The following is a 14,118-nucleotide window of genomic DNA, read 5'->3' on the forward strand; positions in this document are numbered from 1 at the left end:
TCAGGACCAGTCGCGGCGCGGTGTTCAGATGTCAGCGGGGTGCAACGACGGTGTGATCAGTCGATCTTGCCGTGGCACTGCTTGAACTTCTTGCCCGAACCGCACCAGCATGGCTCGTTGCGGCCCAGTTTCTGCTCGTTGCGCACGGGCGCGGTGGCCACGGCAACGTCAGCGCCCTCTTCCTGCGGTTCAGCTTCCAGGCCCGGAGCCTCGGCGTGCTGGAACTGCATGCGTGCGGCCAGTTCTTCGGCTTCGCGGCGCAGACGGGCTTCTTCCTCGACCGGATCTTCGCGGCGCACCTGAACGTGCGAGAGCACGCGGATGGTATCGCGCTTGATCGAATCGAGCAGCTCCTGGAACAGGTTGAACGACTCGCGCTTGTACTCCTGCTTCGGGTTCTTCTGCGCATAACCGCGCAGGTGGATACCGTGACGCAGGTGGTCCATGGTCGACAGGTGGTCTTTCCACAGGTCGTCGAGTACGCGCAGCAGGATCTGCTTCTCGAAGGTGCGCAGCGCTTCGGCGCTGGCCTGTTCTTCCTTCTCGCTGTAGGCCGCCAGCAGCTCGGCCATCAGCTTGGCACGCAGGGTTTCTTCGTACAGGTGGTCGTCTTCGTCGAGCCATTGCTGAATCGGCAGCTTGACCCCGAAATCGCTGGCCAGTGCCGCTTCCAGGCCGGCCACGTCCCACTGTTCGGGCAGCGACTGCGGCGGAATGTGCAGGGCGACGGTGGCGTCGAGCACTTCCTCGCGGAAGTCGGCGATGGTATCGCCAATGTTGTCGGCTGCCAGCAGGCTGTTACGCATGTGGTAGATGACTTTACGTTGCTCGTTGGCGACGTCGTCGAATTCGAGCAGCTGCTTGCGAATGTCGAAGTTGCGGCCTTCGACCTTGCGCTGGGCCTTTTCGATGGCGTTGGTGACCATCCGATGCTCGATGGCTTCACCGGACTGCATGCCCAGCGCCTTCATGAAGTTCTTCACCCGGTCGGAGGCGAAGATACGCATCAGGCTGTCTTCCAGCGACAGGTAGAAGCGGCTCGAACCTGGGTCGCCCTGACGGCCGGAACGGCCACGCAGCTGGTTGTCGATACGGCGCGATTCGTGACGCTCGGAGGCGATCACGTGCAGGCCACCGGACTCGATCACCTGTTGGTGACGCTTCTGCCAGTCGGCCTTGATCTGCGCGACCTGCTCAGGCGTCGCGTTTTCCATGGCGGCGACTTCGACTTCCCAGTTACCGCCCAGGAGGATGTCGGTACCGCGACCGGCCATGTTGGTGGCGATGGTCAGCGCACCCGGGCGACCGGCCTGGGCAATGATCTCGGCTTCTTTCTCGTGGTACTTGGCGTTGAGGACCTTGTGATCGATGCCTTCCTGCTTGAGCAGGTTGGACATGTGCTCGGAGGTCTCGATGGTAGCGGTACCCACCAGCACCGGACGGCCCTGGGTCATGCTTTCCTTGATGTCGGCGATGATCGCGGCGTACTTCTCTTCCGCGGTCAGGTACACCAGGTCGTTGTAGTCCTTGCGCGCCAGTGGCTTGTTCGGCGGGATGACCATAACGTTGAGGTTATAGATCTGGGCGAACTCGAAGGCCTCGGTGTCGGCGGTACCGGTCATGCCGGACAGCTTGTTGTACAGGCGGAAGTAGTTCTGGAAGGTGGTCGAGGCCAGGGTCTGGCTCTCGGCCTGGATGTTCAGGTTCTCTTTCGCTTCGATCGCCTGGTGCAGGCCTTCGGACAGACGGCGGCCCGGCATGGTACGGCCGGTGTGCTCGTCGATCAGCAGGATCTGGCCGTCCTGGACGATGTACTCGACGTTGCGATGGAACAGCTTGTGCGCACGCAGGCCGGCGTAGACGTGGGTCAGCAGGCCCAGGTTGTGTGCCGAATAGAGGCTCTCGCCCTCGGCCAGCAGGCCGACCTGGGTGAGCATCTCTTCGATGAACTGGTGACCGGCTTCGTTGAGTTCAACCTGGCGGCTCTTCTCGTCGATGCTGTAGTGGCCTTCCTGGGTAACCTGGCCCTCGACTTCCTCGATGTGCTGCTTGAGGCGCGGGATCAGTTTGTTGATCTCGATGTACAGCTTGGAGCTGTCTTCGGCCTGGCCGGAGATGATCAGCGGGGTGCGCGCTTCGTCGATCAGGATGGAGTCGACTTCGTCGATCACGGCGAAATTCAGCTCACGCTGGAATTTCTCTTCCATGCTGAACGCCATGTTGTCGCGCAGGTAGTCGAACCCGAATTCGTTGTTGGTGCCGTAGGTGATGTCGGCGGCATAGGCGATGCGCTTCTCTTCCGGCGGCTGGAACGGTGTGACGACACCGACGCTCAGGCCGAGGAATTCGTACAGTGGACGCATCCAGTTGGCGTCGCGGCGGGCCAGGTAGTCGTTCACCGTGACCACGTGCACGCCTTTGCCCGACAGGGCATTGAGGTATACGCCCAGGGTTGCGACCAAGGTCTTGCCTTCACCGGTACGCATTTCTGCGATCATGCCTTCGTGCAAGGTCATGCCGCCGATCAGCTGCACATCGAAGTGACGCATGCCCATGACCCGCTTGCCCGCTTCACGGGCGACCGCGAAGGCTTCAGGCAACAGCTGGTCGAGGGTCTCGCCTTTGGCCAGGCGCTCTTTGAACTCTGCGGTCTTGGCGCGCAGCTGCTCATCCGAGAGGGCCACCATCTGCTCTTCGAAGGCATTGACGATCTGTACCGTCTTGAGCATGCGTTTGACTTCACGCTCGTTCTTGCTTCCAAAAAGTTTTTTTAACAAAGGCGCAAACATATCGGCAGGATCTTCCACACGTGGGGATGGAGGGCGGCCCCGTAAGTCGCCCGTGCAGCCCTTATGGCCGCATGCGAACGAGCATTCTACCCGGAAACGATGGTGAGGAAAGTGGCGGATTTCCACGATGCTGGCACAGCGCTTTGACGGGGCCTGGTTAAAATAAGGCCTTTTTCGCCAACTTCAACCCATTGCAACATGAAGTTTTACCCTCGCAGCCCAAACAAGGCCTGGCACGGGCGATCTGCTAAGATGGCAGCTCTGTAACTTCAGGTGTCCCTTCATGGCTTTTCGCCCCTCGCCAGCCCGCGCCCCCGCTGTTCTTCTGCGCGAAGCCCGGCCGCTCAAAGCCCTGTTCAGCCAGGCCCAGCGCCTGGCGCAACTGCAGAAGCTGCTCGACAGCCAGCTGCAGCCGGCGGCCCGCGAACATTGCCATATCGCCTCCTGGCGCGAGGGCACGCTGCTGCTGATCGTCACCGACGGCCACTGGGCCACCCGCCTGCGCTACCAGCAAAAACGCCTGCAGCGCCAGTTGCAGACCCTCGAAGCCTTTGCCAGCCTGACCCGGATCCTGTTCAAGGTGCAGCCACCGACCACCCAGAGCCGAGCAGTCGGGCACACCGCAGACTTGTCGAGCCGGGCGGCCGAGAGCATTCAGGCGACCGCTGAAGGCATCAGCGATCCCAAGCTGCGGGCGGCGCTGGAGCGGTTGGCCAGTCATGCGCGGGACAAGGATGCGGCGGACGGCTGATATTCCGTGCATGGGGCTGCTGCGCAGCCCATCGCCGGCAAGACCGGCTCCCACACAAAAACCAGGCATAAAAAAGGCCACCCGAAGGTGGCCGAAAAAAACTAAAGAAGAGAGTGTTCGTACTTACACTGCCGCAACCGGACGCATGTAAGAGATCGGTGCCGTGCTGGCATCTTCGAAAGTCACCACTTCCCAGGCGTCTTTTTCCTCGATCAGCTTGCGCAGCAGCTGGTTGTTCAGCGCGTGTCCGGACTTGTAGCCCTTGAACTCGCCGATCAGGCTGTTGCCCAGCAGGTAGAGGTCGCCGATGGCGTCGAGGATCTTGTGCTTGACGAATTCGTCTTCGTAGCGAAGACCGTCTTCGTTGAGCACGCCGTCCTTGTCGACCACGATGGCGTTTTCCACACTGCCACCGAGTGCGAGGTTGTGCTTGCGCAGGTACTCGATGTCACTCATGAACCCGAAGGTACGGGCGCGGCTGACTTCCTTCACGAACGAGGTGCTGGAAAAGTCCACGCTGGCACTTTGAGTCCGGTTGCGGAACACCGGGTGATCGAAATCGATCTCGAAACTCACCTTGAACCCGTCGAACGGCAGGAAAGTGGCGCGCTTGTCGCCGTCTTCCACTGTCACTTCGCGCAGGATGCGGATGAACTTCTTGGCTGCGTCCTGTTCTTCCAGGCCGGCAGATTGAATCAGGAATACAAAGGGTCCTGCGCTACCGTCCATGATCGGCACTTCGGACGCGGAGAGCTCGACGTAGGCGTTATCGATGCCCAGGCCAGCCATGGCCGAGAGCAAGTGCTCAACCGTGTCTACCTTGGTATCGCCATTGACCAGTGTCGTCGACATGGTGGTCTCGCCGACGTTGGCCGCGCGGGCGGGAATTTCCACCACGGGGTCGAGGTCGGCACGGCGAAATACGATGCCGGTATCCACAGGTGCAGGTTTGAGGGTCAGGTAAACCTTTTCCCCGGAGTGCAGGCCGACACCTGTGGCACGGATAATATTCTTCAGGGTGCGTTGTTTAATCATGGCATTGGCCGCTTCAGCGCAAATTGCGAACTGGTATCAACAAAGGCTGAGGATAATACCAGACCCGGCCTTTGCTGAACACCAATCACCCTTATACCCCTGATAAATTTCATTAATCGGCCTGACGACGCAGGAATGCCGGGATGTCCAGGTAGTCCAGATCGTCTTGCGGATTAAGTTTTGCAGCAGCGGCAGCACCGGCGTGAGCCTGGTTGCGCATCACGGTCGGACGCTCCAGGTCACGGTAGTTCACCGAAGACTGCTCGTTGCGCACAGGCGCCGGTGCCGGGGTTTGCGCCGCAGCGGCCTGCATGGTGTTGTCGATAACCTTGACCGGCTTCTCGATTTTCGCACCCAGGCCAGTGGCAACCACGGTAACGTGCAGCTCGTCGCGCATGTCCGGATCGATAACGGTACCGACCTTGACCATGGCGTGATCGGAAGCGAAGGCTTCGATGATGCTACCGACGTCCGAGTATTCGCCCAGCGACAGGTCAGGACCAGCAGTGATGTTGACCAGGATGCCGCGGGCGCCCTGCAGGTTGACGTCTTCGAGCAGCGGGTTGCGGATGGCTGCCTCGGTCGCTTCACGTGCACGGTTAGGACCGCTGGCGCAGCCGGTACCCATCATGGCCATGCCCATCTCGCTCATCACGGTACGCACGTCGGCGAAGTCGACGTTGATCATGCCCGGACGCTTGATGATGTCGGAGATACCGCGAACGGCACCGGCCAGTACGTCGTCAGCCTTGGCGAAAGCCGACAGCAGGCTGGCGTCCTTGCCGAGAATGGTCAGCAGCTTCTCGTTGGGGATGGTGATCAGCGAGTCGACACTGTCAGCCAGTGCACGGATGCCCTCGTCGGCAATCTGCATGCGCTTGCGGCCTTCGAACGGGAACGGACGCGTGACCACGGCAACCGTGAGGATGCCCAGCTCTTTCGCCACTTCGGCGATGATTGGCGCCGCACCGGTACCGGTACCGCCGCCCATGCCGGTGGTGATGAACACCATGTTGGTGCCTTGCAGCACTTCGGCGATACGCTCACGGTCTTCCAGCGCGGCCTGACGGCCGACTTCCGGATTGGCACCGGCACCCAGGCCTTTGGTGACGCCGGTACCCAGTTGCAAGATGGTACGCGCGCCGATGTTTTTCAGCGCTTGAGCATCGGTGTTGGCGCAGATGAACTCGACGCCTTCGATGTTGCTCTTGACCATGTGATTGACGGCGTTGCCGCCGCCGCCACCGACACCGATCACTTTGATGACCGGACTTTGCGGGACGTTGTCTACGAGCTCGAACATTTTCCCTCTCCTTACAGTTCTCTAGTTTTTTGCGCCTACTACTACTGCTTTGAAACTTTAAAAGTTGCCCTGGACCCAACGTTTGAAGCGTTCAAACGCTGGAGCCTTCGGTTCATCGCCATAGCCGTTGTTGCTGCTGCTGATACCGGTCAGGGTCAAGCCGTCGGACTGCTTCTGCAGGCCGTAGGTCAAAAGGCCCACACCGGTGGAATAGATCGGATTGCGCACCACATCGCTAAGGCCGCGAACACTGTGCGGCACGCCCAGGCGTACCGGCATGTGGAAGATTTCCTCGGCAAGTTCCACCGCGCCTTCCATTTTCGAGGTACCGCCGGTCAGGACGATGCCCGCCGGTACCAGGTCTTCGTAGCCGCTGCGACGCAGTTCGGCCTGAATCAGGGTGAAGAGCTCGTCGTAACGCGGCTCGACCACTTCGGCCAGGGCCTGGCGCGACAGTTCGCGCGGCGGACGGTCGCCGACGCTCGGCACCTTGATGGTTTCACCGGCACCGGCCAGCTTGGCCAGGGCGCAGGCGTAACGGATCTTGATCTCTTCGGCGTACTGGGTCGGCGTACGCAGGGCCATGGCGATGTCGTTGGTCACCTGGTCGCCGGCAATCGGGATCACCGCGGTATGACGGATCGCGCCTTCGGTGAAGATGGCGATGTCGGTGGTGCCGCCGCCGATGTCGACCAGGCATACGCCCAGTTCTTTCTCGTCATCGGTCAGGACCGAGTAGGCCGAAGCCAGTTGCTCAAGGATGATGTCGTCGATTTCCAGGCCGCAGCGACGCACGCACTTCTCGATGTTCTGCGCGGCATTGACGGCGCAGGTGACCACGTGGACCTTGGCTTCCAGACGCACGCCGGACATGCCCAGCGGCTCGCGCACGCCTTCCTGGTTGTCGATCACGTAGTCCTGCGGCAGGGTGTGCAGGACCCGCTGATCGGCCGGGATGGCCACGGCCTGGGCGGCGTCGAGCACGCGCTCCAGGTCCGCCGCGCTGACTTCGCGATCACGGATGGCGACGATGCCGTGGGAGTTCAGGCTGCGGATGTGATTGCCGGCAACACCGACGAACGCCGAGTGAATCCGGCAGCCCGCCATCAGCTGGGCCTCTTCGACCGCGCGCTGGATCGACTGCACGGTGGACTCGATATTGACCACCACGCCCTTCTTCAGCCCGCGCGATGGGTGAGTGCCGATACCGACGATTTCCAGGGTGCCGTCGGCGGCGACTTCGCCCACCAGGGCCACAACCTTGGAGGTGCCGATATCCAGCCCGACGATCATTTTGCCGCTATGCGCATTTGCCATGGGTCCTGCCTCTCTCTAATTCTTCGCAACGGCGGGTTGGGCCGTCGTCGGTGCAATCGGTTCCCGCCAGCCAACGGCCAGGCCATTGGCGTAACGCAGATCGATGCGGGCGATGTTCGTGATCTGTTCTTTGAGTGTCTTGTCGTAAATGGCAATGAAACGGCGCATCTTTTCCACCAGATGATCGCGTCCCAGCAGCAGTTCGATACCTGGCCCGGCGCTACCGGCACCGGTGGTCAGGAACCAGCTGCCGCGCTCGCGCAACTCCAGCCGGGCAATCGAAAAGCCCATCGGCCGCAACATCTGGCTCAGTACCTGATATTGCTGCATTACTTTTTGCTGCGCCCGCTGCGGCCCGAACAGCTGCGGCAGGTGCTCATAGTTGGCAAGTTCGCGCGGGGTGAAGGCCTGGCCCTGGTTATTGAGCAAGGCTTCGTCGCCCCAGCGCGCCACTGGCAACTGTTCTTCCAGGCGGATCACCACTTCATCCGGCCACACCCGGCGCACTTCGGCGTGGGCGATCCAGGGCATCTGCTCCAGCTGCGCACGCATGCTCGCCAGGTCGACGGTGAAGAAGCTTGCCGCCACGTACGGGGCGATCCGTTGCTGCACCGCCTGCTGGCTGATGTAGCTCAGATCACCCTGTACGGCGATCTTGGTAATCGGCCGGTCGGCGTACGGCATCAGGCGCTGGGCACCCTCGTAGGCAGCAAACCCTGCGGCGACCAGCAACACCGGCCAGAGCAGACGCTTGAACACGCTAAAGTTGGCCTTGGGCAGGCGCGCCGACAGCGGCTCTTTGGCCACCATCCGGCTGGCACCACGCGGCACCGGCTTGTTACGGCCGGGGGCGGGTTGCTGATGACGTAACATCGCGCCTTGCATGGGCTTAACCTCGCGCCTCTACGCTGGCCGCCAGGATCGCCAGCACCAACTGCTGGAAGTCCAGGCCGGCCGCGCGTGCCGCCATCGGGACCAGGCTGTGATCAGTCATGCCTGGTGCGGTGTTGACCTCGAGCAGCCAGAAACGCCCCTGCTCGTCCTGCATCACGTCCAGGCGGCCCCAGCCGGCGATGCCGATGGCGTCGCAGGCACGTGCAGTCAGGTCGATCAGCTCTTGTTCCTTGGCCGCGTCCAGGCCGCACGGGATGCGGTACTGGGTATCGTTGGCGATGTACTTGGCGTCGTAGTCGTAGAACGTGTGCGGGGTGCCCAGGGCGATTGGCGGCAGAACCTGGCCACGCAGCACAGCCACAGTGAACTCCGGACCCTTGATCCATTGTTCAACCAACACTTGCGAGTCGTAGGTGGCAGCGTCCTTCCAGGCAACGATCAATTCTTCGACGCTGCTCACTTTCGCCATACCGATACTGGAACCTTCATGGGCCGGTTTGACGATCAAAGGGAAGCCCAGTTCCGCACCTGCAGAAATACAGTCAACTTCGCTGGAGAGCACGGCGTGACGCGGGGTCGGAATACCCAGGCTGTGCCAGACCTGTTTGGTCCGCAGCTTGTCCATGGCCAGCGCCGAAGCGAGGATGCCGCTGCCGGTGTAAGGAATGCCCAGGCACTCCAGCAGGCCCTGCATGCTGCCGTCTTCACCGCCACGGCCGTGGAGGATGATGAAGGCGCGGTCGATCTTCTCGCGTTGCAGGCGATCGAGCAGGTCGTCGCCGACGTCGATGGCGACCACGTCGACCCCAGCGCCGCTCAGCGCCTCGATAACCGCGGCGCCGGACTTCAGCGAAACCTCGCGCTCGGCGCTCTTGCCACCGTAAAGCACGGCTACGCGGCCGAAGGCTTTCGGATCAATGGTCGAGTGCAATGTAGCGTATGCGTTATCAGTCATTTCGACTTCCCCTGACTGGCAACAGCACCAGCGAACAACGGACTCTTGAGTAATTGCGGGGCCAGGCCACCGATGTCACCGGCACCCTGGCACAGCAGGATGTCGCCAGCGCGCAACAGCGGCTTGACCAGCGGCGCCAGCTCGATGCCGCGCTCGATGTAGATCGGGTCGAGTTGGCCGCGCTGGCGGATGCTGTGGCACAGCTGACGGCTGTCAGCGCCTGGGATCGGTTCTTCGCCGGCCGGGTAGACTTCCATCAGCAGCAGCACGTTGGCGTCGGCCAGGACCTGGACGAAATCGTCGTAAAGGTCGCGGGTGCGGCTGTAACGGTGCGGCTGGTACACCATCACCAGGCGCCGCTCAGGCCAGCCACCGCGCACGGCCTTGATCACCGCCGCGACTTCGGTCGGGTGGTGGCCGTAGTCGTCGACCAGCATCACGCTGCCGCCGTCTACCGGCAGCTCGCCATAGACCTGGAAGCGCCGCCCTACCCCCTGGAACCCCGAGAGGCCCTGGACGATGGCTTCATCGCTGATGCCCTCGTCGGTGGCAATGGCGATGGTCGCCAGGGCGTTGAGCACGTTGTGGTTGCCCGGCATGTTGACCGACACGTCCAGCGGCTCGCGATCGCGGCGCAGCACGGTGAAGTGGGTCTGCATGCCCGACTGGCGGACATTGATCGCGCGCACGTCGGCTTCTTCGCTGAAACCGTAGGTCACCGTCGGACGCTTGACCTGCGGCAGGATCTCGCGCACCACCGGGTCGTCCAGGCACATCACCGCCAGGCCATAGAACGGCAGGTTGTGCAGGAACTCGACGAAGGTTTTCTTCAGCTTGTTGAAGTCGCCTTCGTAGGTCGCCATGTGGTCGGCGTCGATGTTGGTGACCACGGCCACCAGCGGTTGCAGGTGCAGGAAGCTGGCGTCACTTTCATCGGCTTCGGCGATCAGGTAGCGGCTGGTGCCGAGCTGGGCATTGGTGCCGGCGGCATTGAGGCGGCCACCGATGACGAAGGTCGGGTCCAGGCCACCGGCGGCGAATACCGAGGCCAGCAGGCTGGTGGTGGTGGTCTTGCCATGGGTACCGGCCACGGCGATGCCGTGGCGATAGCGCATCAGCTCGGCGAGCATCTCGGCCCGCGGCACCACCGGAATGCGTCGCTCAAGCGCCGTGGCCACTTCCGGGTTGGCAGTATTGATGGCGCTCGACACCACCAGCACATCGGCGCTGGCGGCGTTCTCGGCACGGTGACCGATAAAGATCTGCGCACCGAAGGATTCCAGGCGCTCGGTGACCGGCGAGGTCTTGAGGTCGGAGCCCGACACCTGGTAACCCAGGTTCAGCAGCACTTCGGCAATACCGCACATGCCCACGCCGCCGATACCGACGAAGTGGATGCGGCGGATACGGCGCATTTCCGGTTGCGGGATGGCTTTCTGACTTTCAACCATGGGCCACCTCCAGGCAGATATCGACCACGGTGCGGGTGGCAGCGGGCTTGGCCAGGCGCCGGGCAGTGGCGGCCATGGTGATGAGTTTTTCCGGTTGCATCAGCACCTCGTTCAGGCGTTCAGCGAGTTGCGCTGCGCCAGTTGTCGCTTGTGGCATCAGGAAGGCAGCGCCTTCACGGGCCAGATAATGGGCGTTGTGGGTCTGGTGGTCGTCGATGGCATGGGGCAAGGGCACCAGCATCGAAGGCAAGCCGGCCGCAGCCAGCTCGCTGACAGTCAGCGCACCCGCGCGGCAGACCACCAGATCAGCCCAGCCATAGGCGTGGGCCATGTCCTTGATGAACGGTTCTACCTGAGCCTCGACACCGGCCTCGCGGTAACGCTCGGCGGTAATCTGGTCATGCTGCTTGCCAGCCTGATGGAATACCTCGGGACGAATCTCCTGAGGCACCAAGGCCAAAGCCTGGGGCAGCAATTTGTTCAGCGGTTCGGCACCCAGGCTTCCGCCGAGCACCAGCAAACGAGGCTTGCGCACGCCCAGGGGCTCGCGCAGGGTTTCCAGGAACAGTTCGCTGCGCACCGGGTTACCGGTGGTGCGCAGTTTGTCCGACGCCGCGAAGGTGTCGGGGAAAGCTTCGCAGACTCGGCCAGCCAAAGGCACCAGTAGCCGATTGGCGGTACCGGCACGGGCGTTCTGCTCGTGAATCACCACCGGCACGCCGCACAGCCGGGCCGCAACGCCGCCCGGGCCGGTCACGTAACCGCCAAAGCCGACCACACACACCGGCTTGAGCTGACGGATGATCCGCCGCGCCTGCAGCACCGCCTTGACCAGGGTGAACGGCGCCTTGAGCAGCGACAGCTTGCCCTTGCCACGCAGGCCGGTGACCTGGATCAGGTGCAATTGCAGCCCGGCCTGGGGCACCAGCTCGTTTTCGATACCGCGCGGGGTGCCCAGCCAGTGCACGCTGTAACCGCGCGCCTGGAATTCACGGGCACAGGCCAGCGCCGGGAACACGTGGCCCCCGGTGCCGCCTGCCATGATCAGTACGTTCTTGCCGTTAGCGGCCATGATTCGGCTCCTCGGCAAAATCGCTTTCATTGAATTCGTGTTCTTCACTGCCCAGGTGCGTGCGGCTCTCCCACTCGATGCGCAGCAGCAAACCGACGCAGGCACAGCAGATCACCAGGGAGCTACCGCCGTAACTGAGGAACGGCAGGGTCAGGCCCTTGGTCGGCAGCAGGCCGACGTTCACGCCGATATTGATCAAAAACTGACCAATCCACAGGAACGCCAGGCCGAAGGCCATGTAGGCGGCAAAGAACTGTTTGGCTTTTTCTGCCCACAGGCCGATGTACAGCGCGCGCACGGTGACGAACACGAACAGCGCCACAGTGATCAGCGAGCCGACCACGCCCAGCTCTTCGGCCAGTACCGAGAAAACGAAGTCGGTGTGCGCTTCGGGCAGGTAGAACTGCTTCTGCACGCTGTTGCCCAGGCCAACGCCGAGCCACTCACCACGACCGAAGGCGATCAACGCCTGGGTCAACTGGTAGCCGGAGCCGAACTGATCCGACCAGGGGTCGGTAAAGGTGATCAGGCGCGCCATCCGGTAGGGCTGGGCCTGGACCAGGATGAACACCGCCGCCACCGCCAGCACCACCATCAGGCTGAAGCGGAACAGGCCGACGCCGCCGAGGAACAGCATCGCCGCCGCCGCGCCCATCATCACCACCGTGGCACCGAAGTCCGGCTCCATCAGCAGCAGGCCGGCCATGGGCAGCAGCACGATGAACGGCTTGAAGAAGCCCATCCAGCTTTCGCGCACTTCCTGCTGACGACGCACCAGGTAGCCGGCGAGATAAATGACCACGAAAACCTTGGCGATCTCCGAGGGCTGGACGTTGAAGAAGCTGAAGCCGATCCAGCGCATCGAACCGTTCACTTCACGGCCAATGCCCGGCACCAGTACCAGCACCAGCAACGCGAAGGCGCCAACCAGCATGGTGAAACCCATCTTCTGCCAGGTGGCGATCGGCACCATCATGGTGACGATGCAGGCAAAGACGCCGATGGCCACGTACACCAGGTGGCGGAACATGTGGTACAGCGGGTTGCCCGACTGCGCGGCGGCCACTTCCGAAGACGCCGAGGTGATCATCACCAGGCCAAGGCCGAGCAGCGCCAGGCAACCGGCGAGCATGGCGAAATCAAGGTCGATGCCGCGACCGCTGATCAGCGGCGATGGGTAAGGCTTGATGATGCCGAAGATCATGCCAGCCCTCCTACGGCCTGGGCGAACAGGCGCCCACGCTCTTCGAAGTTCTTGAACATATCCAGGCTCGCGCACGCCGGCGACAGCAGCACGGCGTCGCCGGGCCGGGCCAGTTCGGCGCATTGCTGCACCGCTTCATCCAGGGTTTTCACCCGGATCAGCGGCACGCCGTCACCCAGCGCTTCGGCCAGACGCTCGGCGTCGCGCCCCAGCAGCACGACGGCGCGGCAATTGGCCGCGACCGGCGCAGTCAAAGCGCTGAAGTCGGCACCTTTGCCGTCGCCACCGGCGACCAGCACCAGCTTGCCGTCGATATCGGCGCCCAGGCCTTCGATGGCTGCCAGGGCGGCACCGACGTTGGTCGCCTTGGAATCGTCATACCAGTTCACGCCGTTGCGCTCGCGAATCCACTGGCAACGGTGCGCCAGGCCCGCAAAGCTGCGCAGGCTGGAGAGCATGGCATCCATCGGCAGGCCAACGGCATGGCCCAGGGCCAGGGCCGCCAGGGCATTGGACTGGTTGTGGGCACCGCGAATCTTCAGTTCGCGTACCGGCATCAGGTTGTGGAACTCGAAGGCCAGGTACTTCTCGCCGTTCTCTTCGCGCAGGCCAAAGGCCTTGAAGTCGGGAGTGTTCAGCCCGAAGGTCCATACCGGCTGGCCTTCAGCCAGCAGCGGACGGCTGAGGGCGTCCTGGCGGTTGACCACCACCTGCCGCGCGCCACGGAAAATCCGGTGCTTGGCCAGGTGATAGGCCGGCAGGCCGCTGTAGCGGTCCATGTGGTCTTCGCTGACGTTGAGCACGGTGGCCACTTCGGCATTGAGCTGGTCGGTGGTTTCCAGCTGGAAGCTCGACAGCTCCATCACGTACAGCTCGACATCATCGCTGAGCAAGTCCAGCGCCGGGGTACCGAGGTTGCCGCCGACCGCCACACGCTTGCCAGCCGCGGCGGCCATTTCGCCGACCAGGGTGGTGACGGTGCTTTTCGCGTTGGAGCCGCTGATGGCAATGATCGGTGCCTTGGCGTTGCGGGCGAACAGTTCGATGTCGCCCGACAGCTTCACGCCACGGGCAGCGGCCTGCTGCAGCGCAGGCGTGGCCAGGGCCAGGCCGGGGCTGACATACAGTTCGTCGGCACGGCAAAGAAACTCTACGTCCAGCTCGCCACAACGCACTTCCACCTGCGGGAAATCGCGGCGCAGGGTGTCCAGTTCCGGCGGGTTCTCACGGGTGTCGGCAACCGCAAAGGCAATGCCCCGGTTCGCCAGGAAGCGAACCAGGGACATGCCGCTCTTGCCGAGGCCGACAACGATGCGGAAGTGGTCAGAAGCGATCAAGGACACGCGT

11 protein-coding genes are annotated in these 14,118 nt (G+C 62.7%); 1 reads left to right on the plus strand and 10 read right to left on the minus strand.

The annotated features are described in order from the left end of the window. Positions 1-56: 56 nt before the first annotated feature. The gene (gene secA, locus KHO53_RS05580) at positions 57-2,789 is read right to left on the minus strand and encodes a preprotein translocase subunit SecA (protein WP_213570079.1); all 2,733 of its coding nucleotides are present in this window, start codon (positions 2,787-2,789) and stop codon (positions 57-59) included. 283 nt (positions 2,790-3,072) lie between these two features. Here secA and KHO53_RS05585 point away from each other — a divergent pair, with 283 nt between their 5' ends. After that, entirely contained in the window at positions 3,073-3,540 is a 468-nt protein-coding gene (locus KHO53_RS05585; protein WP_010220796.1) for a DUF721 domain-containing protein, read from the plus strand. 123 nt (positions 3,541-3,663) lie between these two features. Here the strand turns inward: KHO53_RS05585 and lpxC are convergent, their stop codons facing one another. From lpxC to murD, 9 genes are all read right to left on the minus strand, one after another. After that, positions 3,664-4,575 (minus strand): UDP-3-O-acyl-N-acetylglucosamine deacetylase, encoded by a 912-nt coding sequence (gene lpxC, locus KHO53_RS05590; protein ID WP_010220795.1) that lies wholly within the window; start codon positions 4,573-4,575, stop codon positions 3,664-3,666. Positions 4,576-4,687: 112 nt separating this feature from the next. After that, positions 4,688-5,878 (minus strand): cell division protein FtsZ, encoded by a 1,191-nt coding sequence (ftsZ, locus tag KHO53_RS05595; protein ID WP_010220794.1) that lies wholly within the window; start codon positions 5,876-5,878, stop codon positions 4,688-4,690. A gap of 57 nt (positions 5,879-5,935) precedes the next feature. Next, positions 5,936-7,195, minus strand: a complete 1,260-nt coding sequence (gene ftsA / locus KHO53_RS05600; RefSeq protein WP_010220793.1) for a cell division protein FtsA — start codon at positions 7,193-7,195, stop codon at positions 5,936-5,938. A gap of 15 nt (positions 7,196-7,210) precedes the next feature. Next, the gene (locus KHO53_RS05605) at positions 7,211-8,080 is read right to left on the minus strand and encodes a cell division protein FtsQ/DivIB (RefSeq protein ID WP_010220792.1); all 870 of its coding nucleotides are present in this window, start codon (positions 8,078-8,080) and stop codon (positions 7,211-7,213) included. A 4-nt stretch (positions 8,081-8,084) separates the two neighbouring features. Then, positions 8,085-9,044, minus strand: coding sequence for a D-alanine--D-alanine ligase (locus KHO53_RS05610; RefSeq protein ID WP_036996786.1), 960 nt, complete (start codon positions 9,042-9,044; stop codon positions 8,085-8,087). Further along, positions 9,041-10,495: a UDP-N-acetylmuramate--L-alanine ligase gene (gene murC / locus KHO53_RS05615; protein ID WP_010220790.1), complete on the minus strand. Its 1,455-nt coding sequence runs from the start codon at positions 10,493-10,495 to the stop codon at positions 9,041-9,043. The genes KHO53_RS05610 and murC overlap by 4 nt, the downstream gene beginning before the upstream one ends. Then, on the minus strand, positions 10,488-11,567 hold the full coding sequence (murG, locus tag KHO53_RS05620; RefSeq protein ID WP_010220788.1) for an undecaprenyldiphospho-muramoylpentapeptide beta-N-acetylglucosaminyltransferase: 1,080 nt from the start codon (positions 11,565-11,567) through the stop codon (positions 10,488-10,490). Before murG ends, murC begins: the two co-directional genes overlap by 8 nt. Continuing rightward, the gene (gene ftsW, locus KHO53_RS05625; RefSeq protein WP_010220786.1) at positions 11,557-12,771 is read right to left on the minus strand and encodes a putative lipid II flippase FtsW; all 1,215 of its coding nucleotides are present in this window, start codon (positions 12,769-12,771) and stop codon (positions 11,557-11,559) included. The genes murG and ftsW overlap by 11 nt, the downstream gene beginning before the upstream one ends. Beyond that, positions 12,768-14,114, minus strand: a complete 1,347-nt coding sequence (gene murD, locus KHO53_RS05630) for a UDP-N-acetylmuramoyl-L-alanine--D-glutamate ligase (protein WP_010220784.1) — start codon at positions 14,112-14,114, stop codon at positions 12,768-12,770. The genes ftsW and murD overlap by 4 nt, the downstream gene beginning before the upstream one ends. Positions 14,115-14,118: the final 4 nt, after the last annotated feature.

The organism is Pseudomonas sp. RC2C2, from assembly GCF_018390435.1.
GTDB classification, from domain to species: Bacteria; Pseudomonadota; Gammaproteobacteria; order Pseudomonadales; family Pseudomonadaceae; genus Aquipseudomonas; species Aquipseudomonas donghuensis.